Annotated in this window: 23 protein-coding genes and 1 tRNA gene; 1 reads left to right on the top strand and 23 read right to left on the bottom strand. The window is 61.9% G+C overall.

The genetic code is table 11. The annotated features are described in order from the left end of the window. Positions 1-26: 26 nt before the first annotated feature. From PAQ31011_RS16110 to PAQ31011_RS16000, 23 genes are all read right to left on the bottom strand, one after another. Positions 27-500, bottom strand: a complete 474-nt coding sequence (locus PAQ31011_RS16110; protein ID WP_150576765.1) for a DUF1178 family protein — start codon at positions 498-500, stop codon at positions 27-29. An 80-nt stretch (positions 501-580) separates the two neighbouring features. After that, complete coding sequence (locus PAQ31011_RS16105; RefSeq protein WP_150576764.1) at positions 581-1,171, bottom strand: NUDIX domain-containing protein; 591 nt, start codon at positions 1,169-1,171, stop codon at positions 581-583. A gap of 79 nt (positions 1,172-1,250) precedes the next feature. After that, the gene (locus tag PAQ31011_RS16100; protein ID WP_039403639.1) at positions 1,251-1,562 is read right to left on the bottom strand and encodes a DUF2818 family protein; all 312 of its coding nucleotides are present in this window, start codon (positions 1,560-1,562) and stop codon (positions 1,251-1,253) included. A 25-nt stretch (positions 1,563-1,587) separates the two neighbouring features. Next, positions 1,588-3,057: an NADH-quinone oxidoreductase subunit NuoN gene (gene nuoN, locus PAQ31011_RS16095; RefSeq protein ID WP_150576763.1), complete on the bottom strand. Its 1,470-nt coding sequence runs from the start codon at positions 3,055-3,057 to the stop codon at positions 1,588-1,590. A gap of 20 nt (positions 3,058-3,077) precedes the next feature. After that, positions 3,078-4,559 carry an NADH-quinone oxidoreductase subunit M gene (locus PAQ31011_RS16090; protein ID WP_150576762.1) on the bottom strand — a complete coding sequence of 494 codons (1,482 nt, stop codon included), beginning with the start codon at positions 4,557-4,559 and terminating at the stop codon, positions 3,078-3,080. 18 nt (positions 4,560-4,577) lie between these two features. Continuing rightward, complete coding sequence (gene nuoL / locus PAQ31011_RS16085) at positions 4,578-6,629, bottom strand: NADH-quinone oxidoreductase subunit L (protein ID WP_150576761.1); 2,052 nt, start codon at positions 6,627-6,629, stop codon at positions 4,578-4,580. Between the two features lie 13 nt (positions 6,630-6,642). Continuing rightward, positions 6,643-6,954 carry an NADH-quinone oxidoreductase subunit NuoK gene (gene nuoK / locus PAQ31011_RS16080; protein ID WP_023596640.1) on the bottom strand — a complete coding sequence of 104 codons (312 nt, stop codon included), beginning with the start codon at positions 6,952-6,954 and terminating at the stop codon, positions 6,643-6,645. Between the two features lie 9 nt (positions 6,955-6,963). Further along, positions 6,964-7,599, bottom strand: coding sequence for an NADH-quinone oxidoreductase subunit J (locus PAQ31011_RS16075; protein ID WP_039399233.1), 636 nt, complete (start codon positions 7,597-7,599; stop codon positions 6,964-6,966). An 80-nt stretch (positions 7,600-7,679) separates the two neighbouring features. Further along, positions 7,680-8,171, bottom strand: coding sequence for an NADH-quinone oxidoreductase subunit NuoI (gene nuoI / locus PAQ31011_RS16070; protein ID WP_046291526.1), 492 nt, complete (start codon positions 8,169-8,171; stop codon positions 7,680-7,682). A gap of 23 nt (positions 8,172-8,194) precedes the next feature. Then, positions 8,195-9,259 carry an NADH-quinone oxidoreductase subunit NuoH gene (nuoH, locus tag PAQ31011_RS16065; protein ID WP_039399237.1) on the bottom strand — a complete coding sequence of 355 codons (1,065 nt, stop codon included), beginning with the start codon at positions 9,257-9,259 and terminating at the stop codon, positions 8,195-8,197. Beyond that, positions 9,260-11,572, bottom strand: a complete 2,313-nt coding sequence (nuoG, locus tag PAQ31011_RS16060; protein WP_150576760.1) for an NADH-quinone oxidoreductase subunit NuoG — start codon at positions 11,570-11,572, stop codon at positions 9,260-9,262. 29 nt (positions 11,573-11,601) lie between these two features. After that, positions 11,602-12,894 carry an NADH-quinone oxidoreductase subunit NuoF gene (gene nuoF / locus PAQ31011_RS16055; protein WP_150576759.1) on the bottom strand — a complete coding sequence of 431 codons (1,293 nt, stop codon included), beginning with the start codon at positions 12,892-12,894 and terminating at the stop codon, positions 11,602-11,604. Beyond that, positions 12,891-13,391 (bottom strand): NADH-quinone oxidoreductase subunit NuoE, encoded by a 501-nt coding sequence (nuoE, locus tag PAQ31011_RS16050; RefSeq protein ID WP_039399242.1) that lies wholly within the window; start codon positions 13,389-13,391, stop codon positions 12,891-12,893. Before nuoE ends, nuoF begins: the two co-directional genes overlap by 4 nt. 170 nt (positions 13,392-13,561) lie before the next feature. After that, complete coding sequence (locus tag PAQ31011_RS16045) at positions 13,562-14,815, bottom strand: NADH-quinone oxidoreductase subunit D (protein ID WP_150576758.1); 1,254 nt, start codon at positions 14,813-14,815, stop codon at positions 13,562-13,564. Between the two features lie 9 nt (positions 14,816-14,824). After that, a complete protein-coding gene (locus PAQ31011_RS16040; RefSeq protein WP_150576757.1) occupies positions 14,825-15,424 on the bottom strand; it encodes an NADH-quinone oxidoreductase subunit C in 600 nt (199 codons plus the stop codon). A 12-nt stretch (positions 15,425-15,436) separates the two neighbouring features. Continuing rightward, on the bottom strand, positions 15,437-15,916 hold the full coding sequence (locus tag PAQ31011_RS16035; RefSeq protein ID WP_010807413.1) for a NuoB/complex I 20 kDa subunit family protein: 480 nt from the start codon (positions 15,914-15,916) through the stop codon (positions 15,437-15,439). A gap of 48 nt (positions 15,917-15,964) precedes the next feature. Further along, positions 15,965-16,324 carry an NADH-quinone oxidoreductase subunit A gene (locus PAQ31011_RS16030; protein ID WP_150576756.1) on the bottom strand — a complete coding sequence of 120 codons (360 nt, stop codon included), beginning with the start codon at positions 16,322-16,324 and terminating at the stop codon, positions 15,965-15,967. Between the two features lie 130 nt (positions 16,325-16,454). Beyond that, positions 16,455-16,539, bottom strand: a tRNA-Leu gene (locus PAQ31011_RS16025). Positions 16,540-16,681: 142 nt separating this feature from the next. Then, positions 16,682-17,050 carry a preprotein translocase subunit SecG gene (gene secG / locus PAQ31011_RS16020; protein ID WP_150576755.1) on the bottom strand — a complete coding sequence of 123 codons (369 nt, stop codon included), beginning with the start codon at positions 17,048-17,050 and terminating at the stop codon, positions 16,682-16,684. 100 nt (positions 17,051-17,150) lie between these two features. Continuing rightward, positions 17,151-17,918 (bottom strand): triose-phosphate isomerase, encoded by a 768-nt coding sequence (gene tpiA / locus PAQ31011_RS16015; RefSeq protein ID WP_150576953.1) that lies wholly within the window; start codon positions 17,916-17,918, stop codon positions 17,151-17,153. Positions 17,919-18,109: 191 nt separating this feature from the next. After that, the gene (locus PAQ31011_RS16010; protein WP_150576754.1) at positions 18,110-19,123 is read right to left on the bottom strand and encodes an NAD(P)H-quinone oxidoreductase; all 1,014 of its coding nucleotides are present in this window, start codon (positions 19,121-19,123) and stop codon (positions 18,110-18,112) included. A 431-nt stretch (positions 19,124-19,554) separates the two neighbouring features. Further along, positions 19,555-19,953, bottom strand: a complete 399-nt coding sequence (locus tag PAQ31011_RS16005) for a response regulator transcription factor (RefSeq protein WP_150576753.1) — start codon at positions 19,951-19,953, stop codon at positions 19,555-19,557. A 282-nt stretch (positions 19,954-20,235) separates the two neighbouring features. Then, positions 20,236-22,209, bottom strand: coding sequence for a sensor domain-containing diguanylate cyclase (locus PAQ31011_RS16000; RefSeq protein ID WP_150576752.1), 1,974 nt, complete (start codon positions 22,207-22,209; stop codon positions 20,236-20,238). A 334-nt stretch (positions 22,210-22,543) separates the two neighbouring features. Here PAQ31011_RS16000 and mutS point away from each other — a divergent pair, with 334 nt between their 5' ends. Beyond that, positions 22,544-25,258, top strand: coding sequence for a DNA mismatch repair protein MutS (gene mutS / locus PAQ31011_RS15995; RefSeq protein WP_246179610.1), 2,715 nt, complete (start codon positions 22,544-22,546; stop codon positions 25,256-25,258). Positions 25,259-25,291 lie beyond the last annotated feature (33 nt).

Below are 25,291 nucleotides of genomic sequence, written 5' to 3'. Positions count from 1 at the left end.
GAGGAATGCGAGGGATGTGCGCCCGCTTATTGAAGCGTTTCCTTGGCACCTTCCGGCAGCGGGAGCGACAGGATATCGATGCCCTCGTCCGCAAGTGCCTGCGCTTCGTCCGGGGAGGCCGTTCCCCGAATGTTGCGCTCCGGCGCTTCCTGATAATGGATTTTGCGCGCCTCTTCGGCAAACTGTGCGCCCACGTCTTCGGTGTTCGCCATGACGTGACGCACTGCTTTCATCCATAAGGTCTGCAACTGACGCTGCGCCTGGGCGACGTCGACCGGTGGCGCATCTGCGCGGGCTGCTGTGTTGCTCGTCGTGCCCGGCGCGGCGGTCGCGCCCGACAGATTCAGACGCGGCGCAGACGGCATGCGTACGACCGCCGTATCGCCGCAGACCGGGCAACTGACCAGCCCTCGCGACTGTTGCGACAGGTAGTCGTCCTCCGAGCCGAACCAGCCCTCGAAGGTGTGCTCATGGGCACAACGCAGATCAAAAACCTTCATGATGCAACGGATATGTCCCCGCCCCGCCGACCGAACGCATGGGCGGGACCAGGATCGAAAAATGACCGTAAGACGGCGAATCAGCGCAACGGCGTACGTTCACCGGGCTGCCAGACTCCCGATAATATCTTTTCCAGCCAAAACGCGCCGATAATCGATTTCACGTCCGTGACGCGCCCTTCGCGCACCCACTGAAGCAACTCCGTCGCGGGCATCTTGAAGACGTCGAGAAACTCGCCTTCGTCCAGCTTCTGCTCGCCCTTCGTCAGATCGCGTGCCAGCCAGATGTCGATGAACTCCGTCGAGTACGAAATCACCGGGTGAATGCGGGTCAGGTAGTCCCAGCGCTCGGCGCGGTAGCCCGTCTCCTCCAGCAACTCGCGCTGACCGCACACCAGACCGCCTTCAGCCTCGTCGAGCTTGCCGGCGGGCAGCTCCGTCATCACGCGCTTCAACGGATAGCGATACTGACGCTCCATGAGCACCTGACCGTCTTCGAACAGCGGAATCACCATCACCGCGCCCGGATGGGTCGTGTACTCGCGAATGGCCGTCTTGCCGTCGGGCAGACGCACACGATCGCGCTTGATGGTCAGGAACGCGCCTTCGTAGACAGTATCGCTCTCGATGCCGGTCTCAATCAGGTGCTGGTCGTCTTGCTGTTGGGTCATAAACCCTCCACGGCTGAAAATTGGCAAACCCAGAATACAAAACGCCGCCTCGGGGGCGGCGTCTTGCAAAGCATCCATCTCACGCGGCAGCCGCCGGTCGGTGGCGCCACAAATACCGGTAGACGAAGCCCGGAAACGCGAATACGACAAACAGGCTTGCCGTCACAGCGTAGAACTCCCAGCCCTGCGCGAACACGTTACCGATGCCCGACTCGATCAGGTAACCCAGCGCACCCACGACGAAGTACGCCACCACCATCTCGATCAGACGAAGCCACAGCGGTTTGACCGCCGACTTGCGTCCGAGAATACCGAACAGCCGCTGGTTCACGAACGGCAGGTTCGCGCCCAGCACGGCCAGCAGAATTACCAGCGTACCGCCTGCGGACATCCCCATCGTTCGTCTCCCCTGCGAGTTAGCTCGCCAGCGTCAGCTTGATCGTGCGCAGGCACCAGTCCATCAGCGAACCCGGCATCAGGCCCAGATACAGCATGGCCAGACCGTTGATGGAGAGCACGAAGCGCATCGTACCGCTGCCTTCAAGCGCATTGGTGTCGTCGGCCTTGTCGAAGTACATCAGCTTCACGACACGCAGGTAGTAGAACGCACCGATCAGCGACGCGATCACCGCGACCACCGCCAGCCACACCATACCGGCGTTCACGACCGCTTGCAGCACGGCCAGCTTGGCGTAGAAGCCTGCCAGCGGCGGAATGCCGGCCAGCGAGAACATCAACATCAGCATGACGAAGGCAAACCACGGGCTGCGTTGGTTCAGGCCCTTCAGATCCGAGAGGTTCTCGGCTTCGAAGCCCTTACGCGAGAGCAGCAGCACGATACCGAACGTGCCCAGCGTCGTCAGCAGGTAGATCACGCTGTAGAACAGCGACGAACCGTAAGCGTCGGCGATGCCGTCGATCTTGCCGCCCACCACGCCCGAGAGCATGCCCAGCAGCACGAAGCCCATGTGCGAGATCGTCGAGTACGCCAGCAGACGCTTGACGTTGGTCTGCACGATAGCCGTCAGGTTACCGATCACCAGCGACAGCACCGCCAGGATGATCAGCATCTGTTGCCAGTCGATCGCCAGCGGCAGCATGCCCTCCACCAGCAAGCGCAGCAGCAGCGCGAAGGCACCCAGCTTCGGCGCGCCACCGATGAGCAGCGTGACCGGGGTCGGTGCGCCTTGATAGACGTCCGGCACCCACATGTGGAACGGCGCAGCACCCAGCTTGAACGCCAGGCCGGCGACCACGAAGACCACGCCGAACACCAGCACGATCTTGTTCACAGCGCCCGAAGCGATCACTTCGAAGACCTTGGCGAGTTCGAGCGAGCCCGTCGCGCCATACATCATCGACATCCCGTACAGCAGGAAGCCCGAAGCCAGCGCGCCCAGCACGTAGTACTTCATGGCCGACTCGGTCGCGTTCGTCGAATCGCGCCACACGGCGGCGAGCGCATACAGCGACAGCGACATCAGTTCCAGACCCAGATACAGCGTCAGGAAGCTGTTGCCCGAGATCATCACCGACAGGCCCAGCAGCGAGAACAGGCTGAGGACATAGAAGTCGCCACGCGCAAGACCGCGCGCTTCCAGATACTTCTGGCCGTAGATGAACGTGACGAACGTTGCCAGACCACCGAAGGCCTTGAGCAGGTTCGACATCGGGTCGGCGACGAACACATTGCCGAACAGGTAATGCGACGCCGGGTCGGCGGCGTTGCAAGCCCACAGCACCGACACGACAGCCGACGTGATGCACGCCAGCACGTAGTTGAGCTTGCGCGTCTGGCCGAGGAACGCGTCGCACATCATGATCACGAGGATCATGAGCAGCAGGATGGCCTCCGGCAACGCAGGCAGCAGATTAATGTTTTGCATGATCTAGATGTCCTCCCCGATTACGGCAGCTTGGTCTGCGCCACGTGGGCGAGGAGGTTAACCACGGAGGTATGCATCAGGTCCGTAAAAGGCTTCGGATAGATACCCATGAACAACGTGAGAGCCGCCAGCACTGCGAGCATGAAGAACTCGCGCTTGTTGATGTCGACCAGCTCGCGCACATGATCGTTGGCGATGGCACCGAAAATCACGCGCTTGTACATCCACAGCGAGTAGGCCGCACCGGTGATCAGCGAGGTGGCCGCCAGCAGGCCCACCCAGAAGTTCAACTTCACAGCGCCCAGGATCACCAGGAATTCACCCACGAAGCCCGACGTTGCCGGCAGACCGCTGTTGGCCATGGCGAACAGCATCAGGAACGCGGCGAACTTCGGCATCGTGTTCACGACACCGCCGTAGTCGGCGATGTTGCGCGAGTGCATGCGGTCATACAGCACACCGATACACAGGAACATGGCGCCCGACACGAAACCGTGCGAGATCATCTGCACCATCGCACCCTGCATGCCGATTTCGCTGAACATGAAGAAGCCGAGGATCGCGAAGCCCATGTGAGCGATCGACGAGTAAGCCACCAGTTTCTTCATATCCGTCTGCACCAGCGCCACAAGGCCGATGTAGACGATGGCGATCAGCGCAAGCGCGACCATGAAGCCCGACAGGTAATGGCTGGCGTCCGGTGCGATCGGCAGCGAGAAGCGCAGGAAACCGTACGCGCCGAGCTTCAGCATGATGGCGGCCAGCACGACCGAGCCACCCGTCGGCGCTTCCACGTGGGCGTCCGGCAGCCAGGTGTGCACCGGCCACATCGGCACCTTCACGGCGAAGGCCATGAAGAAGGCCACGAACAGCAGTATCTGCACGTTCAAGGGCAGCTTCGCGGCGTACCAGTCGGTCAGCGTGAACGAGCCCGTTGCGTTGTACAGATAGATCAGCGCGACCAGCATCAGCAGCGAGCCGAGCAGCGTGTACAGGAAGAACTTGAACGCAGCGTACACACGGTTCGCACCACCCCAGATACCGATGATCAGATACATCGGGATCAGCGTGGCTTCGAAGAACACGTAGAACAGCATGCCGTCCTGTGCCGAGAACACGCCGATCATCAGACCGGAGAGGATCAGGAATGCGGCCATGTACTGCGCCACGCGTTCGGTGATCACTTCCCAGCCCGCGATCACCACGATCACCGTGATGAGGGCAGTCAGCACGACAAGCCACAGCGAGATGCCGTCGATGCCGAGGAAGTAGTTGATGTGGAAGCGCTCGATCCAGCTCGATTTCTCGACGAACTGGAACGAAGAGGCCTTGGCGTCGAAATTCGAGATCAGCGGCAGCGTGACCAGGAAGCTCAGCAGCGAGCCGATGAGCGACAGCGCGCGTGCGACGCCTGGATTGCGGTCGTTACCCACCGCGAGGACAACGATCCCCGAGATGATGGGCAGCCAAATGGCCAGACTCAGAAGCGGTAGCGATTGCATTGTTATTGGCTCCCCCTATTACTTGCCGTTCAACGTCACAAACAGCGTCAGGAGCCCGAGCATGCCGATGATCATGGCGAACGCGTAGTGGTAGATGTAACCGGATTGTGCGAAGCGGATGACACCGGCGAACCAGCCCACAAAACGTGCGCTGCCATTCACGACGGCGCCGTCGATGAGACCCTGATCGCCCGCCTTCCACAGGCCGCGACCAATCTTGAGCGCGCCCTTGGCGAAGACCACTTCGTTGATCTTGTCCATGTAGTACTTGTTATCGAGCAGGTTGTAGATGCCCGAGAACCGGTTCTTCAGCGCTTCCGGAATGTCCGGACGCTTGAGGTAGAAGAACGCCGCCAGAATGATGCCCAGCGCCGACAGTGCGATCGGCAGCGTGCCGAACGAGTGCAGCGCCATCGCCACCCAGCCGTGGAACTCGTGGCCGATCTCTTCCATCGCCGGGTGATTCTCGCCGACGAAGATCACGTCCTTGAACGCCACGCCTTGCTTGAAGAACTCGCCGAAGAGCATCGGGGCGATCGCAATGGCACCGATGATGACCGACGGGATCGCCAGCAGGATCAGCGGAATCGTGACGACAGCCGGCGACTCGTGCGGCTTCTGACCCGGGGCCAGACCGTGGTGCTCGTCGTGCGAATCCTCTTCTTCCTCGTGGTGCGCGTCGTGATGATCATGCGCATGCGCCTGACCGAAACGCTCCTTGCCGTGGAAGACCAGGAAGTACATACGGAACGAGTAGAACGCCGTGACGAACACGCTTGCGACCACTGCGAAGTAGGCGAAGCCCGAACCCGGCAGATGCGAGGCGGCGACCGCTTCGATGATCGAGTCCTTCGAGTAGAAGCCCGCGAAGAACGGCGTGCCGATCAGCGCCAGCGAACCCAGCAGCGACGTGATCCACGTGATCGGCATGTACTTCCACAGGCCGCCCATGTTGCGCATGTCCTGATCGTGGTGCATGCCCATGATCACCGAACCAGCGCCGAGGAACAGCAGCGCCTTGAAGAACGCGTGCGTCATCAGGTGGAAGATGGCGACCGGGTAGGCCGACACGCCGAGCGCGACCGTCATGTAACCGAGCTGCGAGAGCGTCGAGTAGGCCACGACACGCTTGATGTCGTTCTGGATCATGCCCAGGAAGCCCATGAACAACGCCGTGATCGCACCGATGATCGTGATGAACGACAGCGCAGTGTCCGACAGTTCGAACAGCGGCGACATACGGCTCACCATGAAGATACCCGCCGTCACCATCGTGGCCGCGTGAATCAGTGCCGAGATCGGGGTCGGGCCTTCCATCGAGTCGGGCAGCCAGACGTGCAGCGGGAACTGTGCCGACTTACCCATCGCGCCGATGAACAGGCAGATACAGGCCACGGTAATCAGGCGCCAGTCGGTGCCCGGGAACGACAGGGCCGCCACGTCGTTGGCCTTGGCGAACACTTCGCTGTAGTTCAGCGTGCCGGTGAAGGCCAGGATCAGGCCGATACCGAGCAGGAAGCCGAAGTCGCCGACGCGGTTGACCAGGAACGCCTTCATGTTGGCGTAGATCGCGGTCGGACGCGTGTACCAGAAACCGATCAGCAGGTACGAGACCAGACCCACCGCTTCCCAGCCGAAGAACAGCTGCAGGAAGTTGTTGCTCATCACGAGCATCAACATCGAGAACGTGAACAGCGAGATGTACGAGAAGAAGCGTTGGTAGCCCGGATCTTCCGCCATGTAGCCGATGGTGTAGATGTGCACCATGAGCGAGACGGAGGTGACCACGCACATCATCGTGACGGTGAGCGTGTCGACGAGGAAACCGATCTCGAGCTTGAGCTCGCCGATGCGCGCCCATTCGTAGACCGTGGCGTTGAAGCTCGCCCCGTTCAACACGTCGATAAAGGTCATGACCGACAGGACAAACGCGACCAGCACGCCGAGGATCGTGACCGTGTGGGCGCCCGCGCGTCCGACTTGCTTGCCGAACAGGCCGGCAATCATGGAGCCGACAAGCGGCGCCAGCGGAATCGCGAGCAGCAGGTTGGGATTCAATGTGGATGCCATAACAGCGTTCGCTTTAACCCTTGAGGCGGTCGAGATCTTCGACGTTGACCGTTTCGAGCTTACGGAACAGCGTGACCAGAATAGCCAGACCGATCGCAGCTTCTGCGGCGGCCACCGTAAGAATGAAGAACACGAATACCTGGCCGGCAATGTCGCCCAGGTAATGCGAGAACGCGACGAAGTTCAGATTGACCGCGAGCAACATCAGCTCGATGGCCATGAGCAGCACAATCACATTTCTGCGGTTGAGGAAGATACCGGTAATGCTGATCGCGAACAGAATCGCGCCCAACACCAGGTAATGCGCTAGCGACAACGACATCATGCTGTCTCCTTATTCCGCCGCCGGCTTGTCAGTGCCGGTGGATTGCTGCCGGGCTTCGGCGGGCATCGACACCAGACGCACGCGGTCGCGTTTCTTCACGCGCACCTGCTTGCTCGGGTCGGTCTGTTTGTGGTCCTTACGGGTACGCATCGTGAGCGCAACGGCTGCCACGACGGCCACCAGCAGGATCAGACCTGCCACTTCGAAGGCGAAGATGTAGTCGGTGTAGAGCGCAACGCCGAGCGCCTTGGTGTTCGACACGTCCGGTGCCGACACGGCCTTGACCGGGGCACGCGTGGCGCCGTAGCCGCGCATCAGCACGAGTGCTGCTTCGACGATCATGATCGCGCCGACGGCACTCGCCAGCGGAATGAACTTACCGAAGCCGCGACGCAGTTCGTCGAGATTGATGTCGATCATCATCACCACGAACAGGAACAGCACCATCACCGCGCCGACGTAGACGAGCACCAGCATGATTGCCAGAAACTCGGCTTCGAGCAGCATCCAGATCGCCGCAGCGTTGAAGAACGCCAGCACCAGGAACAGTGCCGACTGTACGGGGTTGCGCGAGGTCACGACCTTCAGGCCGGAGATCACGAGGATCAGCGCAAACACGTAAAAAAGAAAAGTTGTGAATTCCATAATCACCGGGTGTGCCGAGAATTAGCCAACGTCTGTTGCCGTACCGGGCGCGCTACCCAAGCACCGCGCCCTGCCCTGCTTTAACGGTACGGCGCATCGGCCGCCTTGGCCGCCGCGATTTCGTTTTCGTAACGATCGCCCACCGCGAGCAGCATCTCCTTGGTGAAGTACAGATCGCCACGCTTCTCGCCGTGGTACTCGAGAATGTGCGTTTCGACGATCGAATCCACCGGGCAGCTTTCTTCGCAGAAGCCGCAGAAGATGCACTTGGTCAGATCGATGTCGTAGCGCGTGGTACGACGGGTATTGTCGTCACGCACATCCGATTCGATCGTGATTGCCATTGCCGGGCACACGGCTTCGCACAACTTGCAAGCGATGCAACGTTCTTCGCCGTTCGGATAACGGCGCAGTGCGTGCAGACCGCGAAAACGCGGCGACAGCGGCGTCTTCTCTTCCGGAAACTGCACCGTCACCTTGCGTGCGAACGTGTAGCGCCCTGTGAGCGCCATGCCCTTGAGCAGTTCCAACAACAGGAAACTGCCGAAAAAGTCCTTGATTGCCCTTACCATGGGATTCCTCTACTCCGTTCGCCTCAGCCCCAGATGTTCCAGGGCGACATGATCCAGCCCCCAACCACGATCACCCAGAGGATCGTCAACGGCAGGAACACCTTCCAGCCCAGACGCATGATCTGGTCGTAGCGGTAGCGCGGGAACGTCGCACGCACCCAGATGAACACCGACAGCAGCAGGAACACCTTGAAAGCCAGCCAGAACACACCCGGGATGAACGACAGGAAGCCGAACGGCGCACTCCAGCCCCCCAGGAACAGCACCGAGGCCAGCGCCGAGATGATGATCATGTTGATGTACTCGGCCAGGAAGAACAGGGCGAAGCCCATGCCCGAGTATTCGATCATGTGACCGGCCACGATTTCCGACTCGCCTTCCACCACGTCGAACGGGTGGCGGTTCGTTTCCGCAATGCCCGAGATGAAGTAGACGACGAACATCGGCAGCAGCGGAATCCAGTTCCACGACAGCAGGTTCAGGCCCATGCCTGCGAACATGCCGTGCTCTTGCGAGCGCACGATGTCCGACAGGTTGAGCGAGCCGGCCGTCATCAGCACCGTGACCAGCGCGAAGCCCATGGCGATTTCGTAAGAAATCATCTGAGCCGATGCACGCATGGCGCCGAGGAAGGCGTACTTCGAGTTCGAGGCCCAGCCGGCGAGAATCACGCCGTAGACACCGATCGACGAAATCGCCATCGCGTAGAGCAGACCGGCGTTCACGTCGGCCAGCACTGCACCCGGCTGGAACGGGATCACCGCCCAGATCGCGAAAGCCGGCAACACGGCCATCACCGGAGCGATGGCGTAAATGCCCTTGCTGACTTGCGACGGCGTGATCACTTCCTTGAGCAGCAGCTTCAACACGTCGGCGATCGGCTGGAGCAAACCTGCCGGACCCACGCGGTTCGGACCGAGACGCACGTGCATCCAGCCGATGAGCTTACGCTCCCACAGAATCAGATACGCCACGCACAGCAGCAGAATCACGGCGACGACGAGAATGCGGACCAGCGCCCACACCGTCGGCCAGGCAACGCCCAGCAGCTGCGTGCCGTATTGATTGATGACTTCGTTCAGGCTCATTTACGCCTTCTCCACCGAAATTTCACCGAACATCGCGCCAAGCGCGGCGGATGCCGGCGTGGCTGCCGGTACGCGCACCACATTGGCGGGCAGCGTTTCCGAGCGAGCGGCCGGCAGCGTGACTACGGCATCGCCCTGACGCACGCGAACCGCGTCGCCCTTGGCAAGACCCAGGCTGTCGAACAGCGCAGCCGGCAGCGTTGCGCGCAGCGCAGCCTTGGCATCGTTGGTCAGTTGCAGCGACGGTGCACGGCGCACGAGGGCGTCGGCAGCGTAGATCGGCACATCGGCCAGACGCTCCAGACCCTGACCCGCAGCCTTCGGTGCAGCCAGTGCAGCCTTTGCGCGGTTGTCGAGCGACGCAGCCGAGAAACCGGCCAGCGCTTCGTCACGCACCTGTTCGGCGGTGTCCTGCTCGAAACCTTGCAGCTTGAGCAGATTGCCCAGCACGCGCAGCACCTTCCAGCCCGGACGCGTATCGCCCAGCGCACGCACCACACCGTTGAAGTGTTGCGGCAGACCTTCGGCGTTGACGAACGTACCGGCCGTTTCCGTGAACGGAGCGATCGGCAGCAGCACGTCGGCGTATTCGAGGCCGTGCTTGAACGGCGACAGCGAGACGACCATCTTCGCGGCGGTGAGCGCCGTGAGGGCTTGCTTCGCGTCGGCCGAGTCGAACTCCGGTTCGGCGCCCAGCAGCAGATAAGCCTGACGCGGTTGTGCGAACAGTGCCGCAGCGCCCTTCGCGTTGGTGGCCTTCACTGCATAACCGCCCACCGTGTTCGCGCCTTCCGTCAGGAAGCCCAGCTTCGCACCGGTGATGTCAGCGATCACTTGCGCGATGGCGTGCAGTTGAGCGAATTGCGGATGCTGAACCACTGCGTTGCCGAGCAGAATCGCGCGGCGCTCGCCGTTGATCAGCGAAGCGGCGATCGCCTTGGCGGCGTCGCTGGCGTTCACACCGGCGAGTTCTGCCGGGGCAGCAACACCCTTGGCAGCGGCTGCAGCCACGGCGATGCCTGCCAGTTCGCTCACCCACGCGCTCGGTGCGGCGATGATCTTGTTGGCGAGCTTCACCAGCAGATCGTCGTCCGAGCCGTGCAGCAGATTCAGCTGACCACCGGCCTTCACGGCCGAGCGCAGACGCGAGGCGAACAGCGGATGATCCTTACGCAGGAACGAACCGACGACCAGCGCGCTTTGCAGCGTATCGAGTTCGGCGATCGGCAGGCCGAGCCACGGAGCACCCTGGGTGCCGCCCGACACATCCGTCTGACGCAGACGGAAGTCGACGTTATCGCTACCCAGTGCGCGCACGAACTTCTGCAGCAGGTGCAGTTCTTCGATCGTGGCGTGCGGCGAGGCCAGTGCGGCAACGGCGTCGGCACCGAAATCGCGGATGATGTCCGTCAGACCGTGGCCGACGTACTCAAGCGCCGTCTGCCAGTCGACTTCGTGCCACTCGCCGCCCTGCTTGAGCATCGGCTTGGTGAGACGTTCGTCGCTGTTCAGGCCTTCGTACGAGAAACGGTCCTTGTCCGAGATCCAGCATTCGTTGACCGCTTCGTTTTCGAGCGGCACAACGCGCATGACCTTGTTGTTCTTCACTTGCACCACGAGGTTCGCACCCACGCCGTCGTGAGGGCTCACCGACTTGCGGCGCGACAGTTCCCACGTACGGGCGCTGTAGCGGAACGGCTTCGAGGTGAGTGCACCGACCGGGCACAGGTCGATCATGTTGCCCGAGAGTTCGGAGTCGACCGTCTTGCCGACGAACGACGTGATTTCCGAGTGCTCGCCGCGACCCAGCATGCCGAATTCCATGACGCCGGCCACTTCCTGGCCGAAACGCACGCAACGGGTGCAGTGGATGCAGCGCGACATCTCTTCCATCGAGATGAGCGGGCCCACGTTCTTGTGGAACACCACGCGCTTCTCTTCCTGATAGCGCGAAGCCGACTTACCGTAACCCACTGCCAGATCTTGCAGTTGGCACTCACCGCCCTGATCGCAGATCGGGCAGTCGAGCGGGTGGTTGATCAGCAGGAACTCCATCACCGATTGCTGTGCCTTCACAGCCTTCTCGGAGTTCGTACGCACGATCATGCCGTTGGCCACCGGCGTAGCGCATGCCGGCACCGCCTTCGGGGCCTTCTCGACCTCGACCAGGCACATGCGGCAGTTCGCAGCGATGGACAACTTCTTGTGGTAACAGAAGTGGGGAATATAGGTGCCGTTCTTCTTGGCAGCCTGGATCACCATGCTGCCTTCGGGCACCTCGACCTTTTGGCCGTCAATTTCGATTTCAACCATAGCGGTTCAATGCCAAGCGTCAAAAGGGATTAGTGAGCGCCGACCAAGCAATGCTTGTGCTCGACGTGGTAGGCGAACTCGTCCCAGAAGTGTTTGAGCATGCCGCGCACCGGCATCGCTGCGGCATCGCCCAGCGCGCAAATGGTACGGCCCATGATGTTCTCGGCCACCGAGTTGAGCAGGTCCAGATCTTCCTTGCGGCCTTCACCATGCTCGATACGATTGACCACGCGCCACAGCCAGCCAGTACCTTCACGGCACGGCGTGCACTGACCGCACGATTCTTCGTAGTAGAAGTACGACAGACGCAGCAGCGACTTCACCATGCAGCGCGTTTCGTCCATGACGATCACCGCGCCCGAACCCAGCATCGAGCCAGCCTTGGCGATGCTGTCGTAGTCCATCGTGGTTTCCATCATCAGCCCGGCCGGCACGACAGGTGCCGACGAACCGCCAGGAATCACTGCCTTCAACTTCTTGCCACCGCGCATGCCACCGGCCAGTTCGAGCAGTTCGCCGAACGGCGTGCCCAGCGGCACTTCGTAGTTGCCCGGCAACTCGACGTCGCCCGACACCGAGAAAATCTTGGTGCCGCCGTTGTTCGGCTTGCCCATTTCCAGATACTGCTGCGGGCCCGTGGCCAGCAGGAACGGAACGGCTGCGAACGTTTCGGTGTTGTTGATGGTCGTAGGCTTACCGTACAGACCGAAGCTCGCCGGGAAAGGCGGCTTGAAACGCGGCTGACCCTTCTTGCCTTCGAGCGATTCGAGCAACGCGGTTTCTTCGCCGCAGATGTACGCACCGTAACCGTGGTGAGCGTGCAACTCGAACGAGAAGTCCGTGCCAAGAATGTTGTTGCCCAGATAACCGGCTGCGCGCGCTTCTTCCAGAGCTTCTTCGAAGCGTTCGTACACTTCGTAGATTTCACCGTGGATGTAGTTGTAGCCGACCGAAATGCCCATGGCGTAAGCACCGATGGCCATCCCTTCGATCAACGAATGCGGGTTGTAGCGCATGATGTCGCGGTCTTTGAACGTACCCGGCTCGCCTTCGTCCGAATTGCAGACGAGGTACTTCTGACCCGGGAACGCGCGCGGCATGAAGCTCCACTTCAGACCGGTCGGGAAGCCTGCGCCTCCACGACCACGCAGGCCCGACGCCTTGACGTCGGCAATCACCTGCTCCGGCGTGATGCCCTCTTTCAGAATGCGTGCAAGCTGCTGGTAACCACCGCGCTTGACGTAATCTTCGAGGTGCCAGTTCTCGCCGTTCAGATCAGCAAGAATCAGCGGCTTGATGTGACGGTTGTGCAGCGACGTCATGCTTTCTCTCCTGCAGCGCCCTTGGCCGTCAGCTCGTTGATGAGCGCGTCGACCTTTTCTTCGTTCATGAAGCCGCACATGCGATGGTTATTCACCAGCATGACGGGAGCGTCGCCGCAAGCGCCCATGCACTCACCTTCCTTGACCGTGAAGAGGCCGTCGGGCGTGATGTCGCCATACTCGACGCCCAACTTCTCCTTCAGGTACTTAGCCATTTCTTCGCCACGCGTGAGCTGGCAAGGCAGGTTCGTGCACACGGTCAACTTGAACTTGCCCGTCGGGCTCGTGTTGAACATGGTGTAGAAGGTTGCGACCTCTTGCACCGCGACTGCGGGCATCTCGAGGTAGTCCGCCACGAATTGCATCACTTCGGGCGACAACCAGCCTTTTTCGACCTGCGCTACGGCAAGGGCGTGCATCACTGCCGACTGCTTCTGCTCGGCAGGGTATTTGGCAACGGCACGGTCGATTTTCTTCAGGGCTTCGGGAGAAAGCATTTCCGATCCGACTGTTCTCTAAAACGTTATCCCCGCTCGTGCCAGCGCGGGCGCGCCGATTTTCTCGACTGCCCACGCACGACTGGCACGGCTACTGGAACGGCAACGGTATCGACCTGCGAAACCCCGCCGAATAAAACTCGCGAACGCGCGAAGCGTCCGCTGCGCACTTAGCGATCGATCTCGCCGAACACGATGTCCTGGGTACCGATGATCGCCACAGCATCGGCAATCATGTGACCCTTCGCCATCTCGTTGAGCGCCGAAAGGTGGGCAAAGCCCGGCGCACGAATCTTCAGGCGATACGGCTTATTGGCACCGTCCGACACCAGATAGATACCGAACTCGCCCTTCGGGTGCTCGACAGCGGCATACGTCTCGCCGGCGGGCACGTGGAAGCCTTCCGTGAAGAGCTTGAAGTGGTGAATCAGCTCTTCCATGTTCGACTTCATTTCGACGCGTGACGGCGGAGCCACCTTGTGGTTGTCGGTGATCACCGGACCCGGATTCGCACGCAGCCACTTCACGCACTGGCGGATCAGGCTGGCCGACTGGCGCATTTCTTCCACGCGCACCAGATAACGGTCGTAGCAATCGCCTTCCTTACCCACCGGAATTTCGAAATCGAGGCGGTCGTACACTTCGTACGGCTGCTTCTTGCGCAAGTCCCAGGCAATGCCCGAACCGCGCAGCATCGCGCCGGAGAAGCCGAGCTGCATCGCGCGCTCAGGCGACACCACGCCGATACCCACCAGACGTTGCTTCCAGATACGGTTGTCGGTGAGCAGCGTTTCGTACTCGTCGACACACTTCGGGAAACGAACGGCGAAATCTTCGATGAAGTCGAGCAGCGAGCCTTCGCGTGCTTCGTTCATCTTCTTGATCGCGCGCTCGTTGTGCATCTTCGACGCACGATATTTCGGCATCGTGTCCGGCAGGTCGCGATACACGCCGCCCGGACGGTAGTAGGCCGCGTGCATACGCGCACCCGAGACGGCTTCGTACACGTCGAACAGGTCTTCGCGCTCACGGAAGGCGTACAGGAACACGGCCATCGCGCCCACGTCGAGGGCGTGCGAGCCGATCCACATCAGGTGGTTCAGCACGCGCGTGATCTCATCGAACATCACACGGATGTATTGTGCGCGAATCGGCACGTCGACGCCGAGCAGCTTTTCGATCGCCATGACGTATGCGTGCTCATTGCACATCATCGACACATAATCGAGACGATCCATGTACGGCACGGATTGCAGGAACGTCTTCGATTCGGCGAGTTTTTCGGTCGCACGGTGCAACAGGCCGATGTGCGGATCGGCGCGCTGGATGACTTCGCCGTCCAGCTCGAGCACCAGGCGCAGCACGCCGTGCGCGGCCGGGTGCTGCGGACCGAAGTTCAGGGTGTAGTTCTTGATGTCTGCCACAAGGCCACCTTAATGTTTCAGACCGGCGTAATGCTCTTCGCGGATGATGCGCGGCGTAATTTCGCGCGGCTCGATCGTCACCGGCTGATAGATCACTCGCTTCTGCTCCGGGTCGTAACGCATCTCGACATAACCCGACGTCGGGAAGTCCTTGCGGAACGGGTGACCGATAAAGCCGTAGTCCGTGAGAATACGGCGCAGGTCCGGGTGACCTTCGAACACGATACCGACCAGATCGAAGGCTTCGCGCTCGAACCAGTCGGCCGAGCTCCACAGATCGATCAGCGACGCCACGACCGGCAGATCGTCTTCCGGTGCGAACACGCGCACACGCAGACGCCAGTTGTGGGTGAGCGAGAGCAGATGCGACACGGCGGCGTAACGGGGACCGTCGTATGCGCCATCGCCGTAAGCCGAATAGTCGAGACCGGCAACGTCCATCAGTTGCTCGAACTTCAGCTCGGGATGATCGCGCAGCGTACGCGCCACTTCGAGATAGTCGCTAGCCTTGACGGTGAGCGTGAGCTCGTCGAGGGCTTCCACCAACTGCTCGGCCCGGGGGCCAAGCACGTTTTGTAGGGTGGTCTTGAGTTTTTCTAGTGTAGACATGGGCGGTAGCGGTTATTTACGCGCGATCGTCGCAGTCCGCTTGATCTTCGACTGCAACTGGATGATGCCGTAGACCAGCGCCTCGGCCGTCGGCGGACAGCCCGGCACGTAGACGTCGACCGGCACGATGCGATCGCAACCGCGCACCACCGAGTAGGAATAGTGATAGTAGCCGCCGCCGTTGGCGCACGACCCCATCGAGATCACCCAGCGCGGCTCGGCCATCTGGTCGTAGACCTTACGCAGCGCGGGCGCCATCTTGTTACACAGCGTACCGGCCACGATCATCACGTCCGACTGACGCGGGCTGGGGCGGAACACCACGCCAAACCGGTCCAGATCGTAACGCGCCGCGCCGGCGTGCATCATTTCAACGGCACAGCACGCGAGGCCGAACGTCATCGGCCAAAGCGAACCCGTACGCGTCCAGTTGATGAGTTTGTCAGCCGTGGTGGTGACGAACCCTTCGCGCAAAACCCCTTCGATGCTCATATGCTTACCCTGAATCCTTCTGCAATGCTGCCAGTTACGTTGACGGTCTTATTCCCAGTCGAGCGCACCGCGCTTCCACAGGAAAACGAAACCGACGAGCAGTTCAAGCAGGAAACCCATCATGGAGATAAAGCCCACCCAGCCGATATCGCGCAGGGCGACGCCCCACGGAAACAGAAATGCCGTTTCGAGATCGAACAGGATGAAAAGGATGGCGACGAGATAGTAGCGCACATCAAACTTCATGCGCGCGTCTTCGAATGCCTCGAAGCCGCACTCGTACGGAGAGAGTTTTTCGCTGTCGGGATTGTTGGGGCCGAGGAATTTACCGACGCCAATCAGTACCGCCCCAAGACCGCCACCTACCAGAATAAACAGCAGGACGGGATAATAGGTTCCGAGGTTCAACTCTACCCTCTTTCGGTTAGTTCAAAGAACCGCTCTCGTCGATGGTGTGGGGACCGGAAAGCGGATGAACGGTGAGCACAAAATAAAATGCCAGCCAAAGCATAAACGCAAGGCTGGCATCGTAGAACTGTGGTGCCGACGGCGAGACTCGAACTCGCACAGCTTTCGCCACTACCCCCTCAAGATAGCGTGTCTACCAATTTCACCACGTCGGCATTCATAGTCTGCAATCCGCTGTCACTTACGAATCGCTTCAAGACCGCTATATTAGCGCCCTTCGGCATTTTGTTCAATGCACAAATCGATTTTTTTTCAACTTTCTTTACAACGTATTACTTGTCACAAACGCGATGCGAATTACTTCGGCACGTCTTGCGGATTCGCAACCGAAGCGGGTGCCGGGGCACTTGCTGCAGCGGGTGCGGAAGCCGTTGCCGGCGCAGTGGCCGCAGGCAAATTACCAAGGACACCGATGTTTGATGCCGGCTTGTACGAACCCATATAAGTCAGGCCCAGCGTGGTCACAAAGAACACCGCAGCCAGTGCAGCCGTGGTGCGCGACAGGAAGTTGGCCGAGCCCGATGCGCCGAAAAGACTACCCGACGAACCGCTGCCGAATGCCGCGCCCATGTCGGCACCCTTGCCATGCTGCAACAACACCAGACCGATAATGCCCAGCGCGGAAAGCACCTGCACCACGATCAACAACGTTTTCAACAACCCCATCTCACCACCCGTATAGAAGAATCCAATTCATCCGATTCGCAGCGAAATTGATGCACTGCGTCATGACTATTTCATACCGTTACAACAAACGGTATCGGCATTAGCGCGACAGACCTGCCTCGCAAATCGCCAGAAAATCCGCTGCCTTCAACGCCGCACCGCCGATCAGACCCCCATCGACGTCCGCCATCGAGAACAGTTCGACCGCGTTGTCCGGCTTCACGCTGCCGCCGTACAACACCGCCACATCCACAACCGCCTCACCCTTCGCACGCAGCAGCGAACGCAGATGCGCATGCACTTCCTGCGCTTGCGCCGACGTCGCCGTCTTGCCCGTGCCGATCGCCCAGACCGGCTCGTAGGCAACGACGATCTGCGCCGCCTGCTCGACCGTCAGTGCCGCGAGCACCGTTTCGAGCTGACGCGTAACGACTGCCATCGTCTCACCGGCTTCGCGCTCGGCCAGCGTTTCACCGATGCACACGATCGGCGTCATTCCGGCATCGAGCACGCGCAGCGTCTTGGCCGCCACACTCGCATCCGTCTCGCCGTGATATGCACGACGCTCCGAGTGACCGACGATCACGAACTTCGCACCGAACTCGGCGATCATTTGCGCGGCGACTTCGCCGGTGAACGCGCCGTTCACTTGCGCCGACACGTCTTGCGCACCGAAGCCCAGCACCTGCCCCGAGAGACGGGTCTGGCATTGTGCGAGATAGGGGAACGGCACACAAACGGCCGCGGTCACGCCCGGTGCGCTGAGCACAGGCGAAGCCAGCAGGTCGCCCAGCAGCGCCTCATTGCCGGCCAGACTGCCGTGCAGTTTCCAATTGCCCACGACGAGCTTGCCAGCCTTACGGCTGATGGTGCGACCCGAAGCTGCGGTACCAGTTGTCACGCCTTATCCCCCAATGCGTATAGACGAAAAACCTCTCATTCTAGTGCGTCCGGGGCATGGGGGTCAATTTCACCGGTTTTCTAACGCGTGAATCCGCATCAATCGGGGTATTGATGCGGATTCACAGCATTGGGCCCGGCGAATCGGGCAGAACGCGCTTACCAGGTCAGCACGATCTTGCCGACGTGCGTGCTCGTTTCCATCAAGGCATGGGCTTTGTCCGCCTGTTCGGCCGGAAACGTTTGATAAATCACCGGACGAATCCTGCCCGCGGCGAGCAGCGGCCAGACCTTGTCGTGCAGGTTCTTCGCGATGGCCGCCTTGAACGCCACCGAACGCGGGCGCAGCGTCGAGCCCGTCACCGTGAGACGGCGACGCAGCAGCGCCCCCATATCCAGCGTTGCCTTGCTACCGCCCAACAGCGCGATGATGGCGATACGTCCGTCGAACGCCAGCGCCTGCACTTCGCGCGGCAGGTAATCGCCGCCCACCATATCGAGCACGACGTCCACGCCGCGATCCTTGGTGAGTTCCTTCGTGACGGCGACGAAGTCTTCCGTCTTGTAGTTGATGCCGCGCTCGGCACCCAGCGTCTCGCAGGCACGCGCCTTGTCTTCGGAGCCGGCAGTGGCGAATACGCGATGGCCGAGTGCGACGGCCAGTTGAATCGCCGTCACGCCGATCCCGCTCGTGCCGCCCTGCACCAGCAGCGTCTCCTTCTCACCCGCCTCGGTATCACCGAGACGCGCGCGATCGAACACATTGCTCCAGACCGTGAAGAACGTTTCAGGCAACGACGCCGCCTCGACATCCGACAGCCCGTCGGGCACCGGCAGCACCTGCGCCAGCGGCGCGGTGCAATACTCGGCGTAACCGCCGCCCTGCACCAGCGCGCACACTCGCGAGCCGACCTTCAGGCCCCAGCGGTTGTCCGCGCCTTCGAGCACGCCTTGCGCGCCTTCCACGATTTCGCCTGCCACTTCCAGCCCCGGCAGGTCCGATGCACCCGGCGGCACCGGGTACTGCCCGATGCGCTGAAGCACGTCCGGGCGGTTCACGCCCGAGGCGCTCACCTTGATGAGCACTTCGCCCGGCTTGAGTTCGGGACGCGGGCGCTCGGTAAGCTTGAGCACTTCCGGTGCGCCGTACTGGGTGATCTCGATGGCCTTCATCGTGTCTGTCCTCGATTCCTTGAGCGGACTCGCCATGCAAGCGAAGCGCCGCCCATGCTTGTTGGGGTGTCGACGGTGACGCGCAGACATTCGGACCGACGCTTTGCGCGCGGCTCGTCCGTCATGACACGCACCCTCCGTGAGAATTTTGTCGAGCCTGCACCTTATCACCGACTGCGCCATCGCGTTGGCTGTGAATGCAAGCGCAGCGTAACGGCCGAGCCATTCCGAATTAATCGGGACGTGGGGAAGCGGTGTCGAACGAACGGAAGGCGTCGCAGACGTAACGACAGCGCAAGGGAAACGTAGAAACGTAAGGGAGGCGCCCCGAAGACGCCCACGTGACGGGCGCGCCGCAACGATCATCACGACCGCGCGCGACGCGCCGGGTTGACTTGCCTAGTGAGGACCCGCTTCGCACCGAATACGTCTCAGGCGACGCCCTCGCTCCCCTCATCGATCAGACCGTGCCGGATGGCGTAGCCGATCAGTTCCGCGCTGTCGCCAAGCGCGAGCTTATCCAGAATATGCGCGACGTGTGATGCGACCGTCCGCTCGCTCAGATGCAGCGCGTGGGCAACCTCGTTGACGGCCAGGCCGTCGACCAACATATGAAACACTTCGTTTTCACGAACCGACAGACTGCAATGTCTCGCATCGTTGTCCCGCGCATCGGTTTCCGAGCGCGTTCGTGGTCTGCGATGCAAGGCCCGCGGTGGATCATGGCGCGCGCCCTCACCCGCCGCCTTGCCTGTCCGGCCGGCGTCGCGCCACCCTGCGTCGGAAGCCGCCCGCGTGACTGCACGGCCTCGTCCGCTTTCCAGTTTCATGCCCGCCTCCTTTTACGAAGACTTTCGAAGACCTTCGTAGACTTTTGAAACCTCCTGAAGACATACCCACACCCGACCGGCAGTGGCATCGAGAACGACTACCGAGCACATCGCCGACGACGGGCGTCGCTCATTGTGCGTCAGACAATCGACGCCCGTAACTTCAGGGAAGATGATCGCCAGCGCGCTTTCGATTGCCTGCGCCTAATGCAAGGAAGTGACAAGGAAGCGGTCGACACAACGGCGCGTCACCCCCAGTGAGCGCCCGCTTACAGAACCCTCTTATGGTGAGCGTTCGGCGCTGCCGTTACTGAGCACGAACCGCCCGCGCCCGCCGTGCTTCGCCTCGTAAAGGGCGCGATCGGCCGCTTCGAACAGCATGTCGGGCGTCTTGTCCTCGTTGCGCGCCACCATCGCCACGCCGACGCAAGCGCCCACTGACACCTCGCCGACCGAGAGCATCATCGGTCGCGACGCCGCATCGAGAATCGCCATCGCCGCGCGCTCGACGTCAAGCACGTCCTGCACGTCGCGCATGATCACGGCGAATTCGTCGCCTCCGAAGCGGGCAATCACATCCCCCTCGCGCACGCTCGCGAGCAGTCGTTTGGCGAGACGCCGAAGCAACTCGTCGCCCAGCGAATGACCCCACGTATCGTTGACCAGTTTGAAGCGGTCCAGATCGACGAACAGCAGCGCCTGTGCGCCCGCCCCTTCGCGTGCACGACGCACCGCGCCCGACAACGCCTGATCGAAACCCTTGCGATTGAGCAGCCCCGTCAGATGGTCCGTATGCGACTCACGACGCCAACGCCGCTCGTTCGAGCGCTCGACGGTGATATCGCGCACGAACACGTGAACGCCGGCCAGCACGTTATGCGTCGCCCACTCGGGCTGATAGCTCACTTCGAAGCATCGATAGGCCGTGTCTTCGCCGAAGTCCCACACGAACGTGGCTGCCTCGCCAGCGAAAGCGCGCGCGAGATGCGGCGCGAACTCGCGATACAGCGACGGCCCGAGCAACTCGCGTGCCGTCACGCCCAGAATACGTTCGCGCGAACGCCGCAGCCGCACCTCGCAGGCGCGGTTCACGAAGGCAAACCGCTCGTCGCCGCCGAGGAACGCCACGAGGTACGGCACCCGATCTGCGACTTCCTGCATCCGACGCACGTTCGCGCGCGCCGCTTCACGCGACATCTCAAGCGCTTCCGTGCGTTCGCTCAGTTGCTCCATCATGCTGCGGAACGTGTTCGCCAGCGCACCGATTTCGTCGGCGCGCTGCACGGGCAGCGACTGCACCGCCCGCATGTCGCCCGCGCTGCGCTCGACCAATTCGCGCAGCGTGTCGAGCGGACGCAGCAAGCGCCGCGCCACCCACCACATCACGAGCGCGGCAATGCCGATCGCGGCGATGGCGAGCAACACCACCTGACGCCTGACGTGGGAAATCGGATCGAACGCTTCCGCACCGGGCAGCACCGCCACAACGTTCCAGCCCGTTGTGGCCATCGGGGCGCGCGCCACCAGCGGATGCATATGGACGATGTCGTTCGAGCCGGCGTCGCGCACGCCGCACATCGTCTGCACCGGGCCTACGGGCGTGAGAATCTTGGTGACGTCCGCCTGAATGACGTAGCGCGGCGGATTCTCGTTTGTGATCAGACAGTAGCGCCCCGTCTCACCGACACGATTGCTGGCGAGATCGACGATGAAGTTCTGCCGCAGGAGATTCACCGCACCGCCAACGACGGCGATCACCTTGCCCTGCGCGTTCGTCACGGGCACCGCGAGGACAATGCCCGGCGAGGCGGTGATCTTGCCTGCAATCACGCTGGACGCCGATTGCGGCGCGCCCGCCAGCAACTGCCGGAAATAGTCGCGGTCGGCGATATTGATGGGGGTGGCAGCGAAGGTGGAGTCGTAGAACAGATGCCCGTCGGGCGCGGCCACGAAGATCGTGTTGAACGTCTCCGGCATCGACACCGAGAGCCCCACGAAGGTCTCGAACTGCTCGGGCGTCATGTTGGCGGGGTCGCCAATATTGCGCGCCATGCGGTGCAGTTCGATGAATTTGGCGCGCAGCTTGTCGTCGAGCTGATCGGCCGCGAGCTTCACATGCGTGTCGAGCTGCGCCTGCATCGAGCTTCGCAACTCCCCATAGACGAAAAACTCGATCCCGACGGCCAATCCGACGATCAATATCATCGAGACGAGTGCTGTCGCCGCTGCGACCCGTCCCTTCAACGACTTCACCATGCTGGCCCGTACGAGAGTAGCTTTTGTCTTGCTTTCGCTTATTTTTGCGAGAGATTACCACCCGAAACGGCACATTTTCGGGAAACTTGAGAAATATTCGATGCCTGATTGACGCCTGCAAGGGACATCCTCATTGGCAACGATGAGTGACATCCATAGGAGATGGATAACGGCGCAACCCGAACCCGTCGTAAAATTGCGCATCCAACGCGCCACGATGGTGCAAGCCGGCAGAACCGACGAGGTCTGACCTGCCGATCCACCGAGAGAAGTGCCGGGCGGAAATCCCCGCCGGCGCGCATCGTGACCCGACTTGCCCGACCCGAATTCATTCATGACGAGCACCCAAGCGACTCCCGCGGCACCGGCCGCAGCCACTGCGACACCCGCCATGACGCCGATGATGCAGCAGTACACGCGCATCAAGGCCGAGCATCCGAACATGCTGGTGTTCTACCGCATGGGCGATTTCTACGAACTCTTCCACGACGACGCCGCCAAGGCCGCGCGTCTGCTCGACCTCACGCTCACCGCCCGCGGGCAATCCGGCGGCCAGCCGATCCGCATGGCCGGCGTGCCGCACCACGCCGTCGAGCAGTACCTCGGCAAGCTGGTCAAGCTCGGCGAATCCGTCGCTATCTGCGAACAGATCGGCGATCCCGCGACCTCGAAGGGGCCGGTCGAGCGCAAGGTCGTGCGTATCGTCACCCCCGGCACGCTCACGGATGCCGCCCTGCTCAGCGACAAGGTCGATCAATACCTGCTCGCCGTGCAGATGCCGCCCGCGCGACGCGCAAGCGTTCGCATGGCCGGTCTCGCGTGGCTGTCGCTGGCCAGTGGCGAGCTGCGCCTGATGGAAGTGGCTGCCGACAAACTGCCGCGCGAACTCGAACGCATCCGTCCGGCGGAAACGCTGGTGCCCGATAGCGCCGTCGAAGCCTTCGGCAACTTTTCGCTCGGCACCACGACGCGCGTGCCCGACTGGCATTTCGACACCGCCGCCGGCACGCAACGACTGCGCGACCAACTGGGCGTTGCCAGCCTGACGGCGTTCGGTTGCGACGGACTCGACCCGGCGCTGGGCGCCGCAGGCGCGTTGTTGCAATACGCAGCCGCAACGCAAGGTCAGTCGCTGCGACATGTGCAAAGTCTGAACGTGGAGCGAGAAGCGGCCTATATTGGCCTCGACGCTGCCACGCGCCGCAATCTGGAACTCACGGAAACACTGCGCGGCACCGAATCGCCCACCCTGCTCTCGCTGCTCGATACCTGCGGCACGACGATGGGCAGCCGCCTGATGCGTCACTGGCTGCACCATCCGATGCGCGATCAGCAAGTGCCGCAGTCGCGCCAGTTGGCCATTGCGACGCTGCTCGAAGGCCCCGGCACATGGCGCGCCCTCAATAGCGAACTGCGTCACGTCGCCGACGTCGAGCGGATTACCGCACGTCTGGCACTGCTGACAGCGCGTCCGCGCGATCTGTCGAGCCTGCGCGATGCGCTGCGCCGCCTGCCCGAGTTACACACCACTTTGCGCGCGGTCGAAGCGCGCTCGCCGCTGCTGGCGATCCTGCACGAAGACCTCGCGATTCCGGACGATGCGCTCGCGCTGCTCACGAGCGCCGTCGCCGAAGAGCCGGCGGCCATGCTGCGCGACGGCGGTGTCATCGCGCGCGGTCACGACGCCGATCTCGACGAGCTGCGCGACATTTCCGAGAACTGCGGTCAGTTCCTCGTCGATCTGGAAACGCGCGAGCGTGCGCGCACCGGCATCAACAATCTGCGCGTCGAGTTCAACAAGGTGCACGGCTTCTACATCGAAGTCACGCGCGGTCAGACGGACAAAGTGCCCGACGACTACCGCCGCCGTCAGACGCTCAAGAACGCCGAGCGCTACATCACGCCGGAACTGAAGACGTTTGAAGACAAGGCACTGTCGGCGCAGGAGCGCTCGCTCGCGCGCGAGAAGATGCTCTACGACGCGCTGCTGCAATCGCTGCTGCCGCATATCACCGAGTTCAAGCGCATTGCGCAGGCGCTCGCGCAACTCGATGTGCTGGCGTCGCTCGCGGAGCGCGCCGAGACGCTCGGTTGGGTGAAGCCCGAACTGGTGCAGGATCGTGTGGTCGACATTCGTCAAGGTCGACACCCCGTCGTCGAACAACAGGTCGAGCGCTTCATCGCCAACGATTGCTCGCTGGGCGATCCACGTCGTCTGCTGCTGATCACCGGCCCGAACATGGGCGGTAAGTCGACGTTCATGCGTCAGACCGCACTGATCGCGCTGCTGGCGTATGTCGGCTGCTATGTGCCTGCCGAAGCGGTGCGACTCGGACCGCTCGACGCGATCTTCACGCGCATCGGCGCATCGGACGACCTCGCCGGCGGGCGCTCGACGTTCATGGTCGAGATGACCGAATCGGCGGCGATTCTGCATACGGCCACCGAGCAGAGTCTCGTGCTGATGGATGAAATCGGGCGAGGAACGTCCACCTTCGACGGCCTCGCACTCGCCTGGGCCATCGCCCGTCATCTGCTCGGCCATAACCGTTGCTACACGCTCTTCGCCACGCACTATTTCGAACTGACGCAACTGCCCGACGAGTTCCCGCAATGCGCGAACGTCCACCTGTCGGCGGTAGAACACGGCGAAGGGATCGTGTTCCTGCACGCGGTACAGGATGGCCCGGCGAGCCAGAGCTACGGCTTGCAGGTGGCGCAACTCGCAGGCGTGCCGATGCCGGTCATCCGCGCGGCACGCAAGCATCTCGCGCTGCTCGAACAGCAGGCGCTCGATCCCGCCGCGCCGCAGCTCGATTTGTTTGCGCCGCGCGCGGCCGTTGAGCCTGCCGAAGAGGATGTGGACGACGACGCTATCGCACCCGTTGCAAGCGGCGCGGGTGCTCGCGACGTTCCCGCCCTCGACCCTGCGTCGGAAGCGGCGCTGGCGCGTCTGGCAGAAATCGATCCGGACGATCTGCGTCCGCGCGACGCGCTCGATCTGCTGTATGAACTGCGAAGCCTGATGCGCGGCCGCAAGCACGACTGACGCCACGACCGCACTCGCCGATATGTCGAACCT

It is taken from the genome of Pandoraea aquatica (genome assembly GCF_902459565.1).
Lineage (GTDB): Bacteria > Pseudomonadota > Gammaproteobacteria > Burkholderiales > Burkholderiaceae > Pandoraea > Pandoraea aquatica.
Note: the sequence above shows the minus strand (reverse complement) of the source record. Positions and strands in the feature narration are given on the sequence as shown.

Bases quoted from the DNA above. Each gene is read 5' to 3' on its own strand.
- nuoN (WP_150576763.1), bottom strand. From the start codon at position 3,057: ATGCAAAACATTAATCTGCTGCCTGCGTTGCCGGAGGCCATCCTGCTG.
- PAQ31011_RS16035 (WP_010807413.1), bottom strand. From the start codon at position 15,916: ATGAGCATCGAAGGGGTTTTGCGCGAAGGGTTCGTCACCACCACGGCT.
- PAQ31011_RS16105 (WP_150576764.1), bottom strand. From the start codon at position 1,171: ATGACCCAACAGCAAGACGACCAGCACCTGATTGAGACCGGCATCGAG.
- PAQ31011_RS16010 (WP_150576754.1), bottom strand. From the start codon at position 19,123: ATGAAGGCCATCGAGATCACCCAGTACGGCGCACCGGAAGTGCTCAAG.
- nuoG (WP_150576760.1), bottom strand. From the start codon at position 11,572: ATGGTTGAAATCGAAATTGACGGCCAAAAGGTCGAGGTGCCCGAAGGC.
- PAQ31011_RS16100 (WP_039403639.1), bottom strand. From the start codon at position 1,562: ATGTCCGCAGGCGGTACGCTGGTAATTCTGCTGGCCGTGCTGGGCGCG.
- PAQ31011_RS16040 (WP_150576757.1), bottom strand. From the start codon at position 15,424: ATGTCTACACTAGAAAAACTCAAGACCACCCTACAAAACGTGCTTGGC.
- PAQ31011_RS16000 (WP_150576752.1), bottom strand. From the start codon at position 22,209: ATGGTGAAGTCGTTGAAGGGACGGGTCGCAGCGGCGACAGCACTCGTC.
- nuoE (WP_039399242.1), bottom strand. From the start codon at position 13,391: ATGCTTTCTCCCGAAGCCCTGAAGAAAATCGACCGTGCCGTTGCCAAA.
- nuoH (WP_039399237.1), bottom strand. From the start codon at position 9,259: ATGAGCCTGAACGAAGTCATCAATCAATACGGCACGCAGCTGCTGGGC.
- PAQ31011_RS16075 (WP_039399233.1), bottom strand. From the start codon at position 7,599: ATGGAATTCACAACTTTTCTTTTTTACGTGTTTGCGCTGATCCTCGTG.
- mutS (WP_246179610.1), top strand. From the start codon at position 22,544: ATGACGAGCACCCAAGCGACTCCCGCGGCACCGGCCGCAGCCACTGCG.
- nuoF (WP_150576759.1), bottom strand. From the start codon at position 12,894: ATGACGTCGCTGCACAACCGTCACATCAAGCCGCTGATTCTTGCTGAT.
- nuoI (WP_046291526.1), bottom strand. From the start codon at position 8,171: ATGGTAAGGGCAATCAAGGACTTTTTCGGCAGTTTCCTGTTGTTGGAA.
- nuoL (WP_150576761.1), bottom strand. From the start codon at position 6,629: ATGGCATCCACATTGAATCCCAACCTGCTGCTCGCGATTCCGCTGGCG.
- PAQ31011_RS16110 (WP_150576765.1), bottom strand. From the start codon at position 500: ATGAAGGTTTTTGATCTGCGTTGTGCCCATGAGCACACCTTCGAGGGC.
- PAQ31011_RS16090 (WP_150576762.1), bottom strand. From the start codon at position 4,559: ATGCAATCGCTACCGCTTCTGAGTCTGGCCATTTGGCTGCCCATCATC.
- nuoK (WP_023596640.1), bottom strand. From the start codon at position 6,954: ATGATGTCGTTGTCGCTAGCGCATTACCTGGTGTTGGGCGCGATTCTG.
- secG (WP_150576755.1), bottom strand. From the start codon at position 17,050: ATGGGGTTGTTGAAAACGTTGTTGATCGTGGTGCAGGTGCTTTCCGCG.
- PAQ31011_RS16005 (WP_150576753.1), bottom strand. From the start codon at position 19,953: ATGAAACTGGAAAGCGGACGAGGCCGTGCAGTCACGCGGGCGGCTTCC.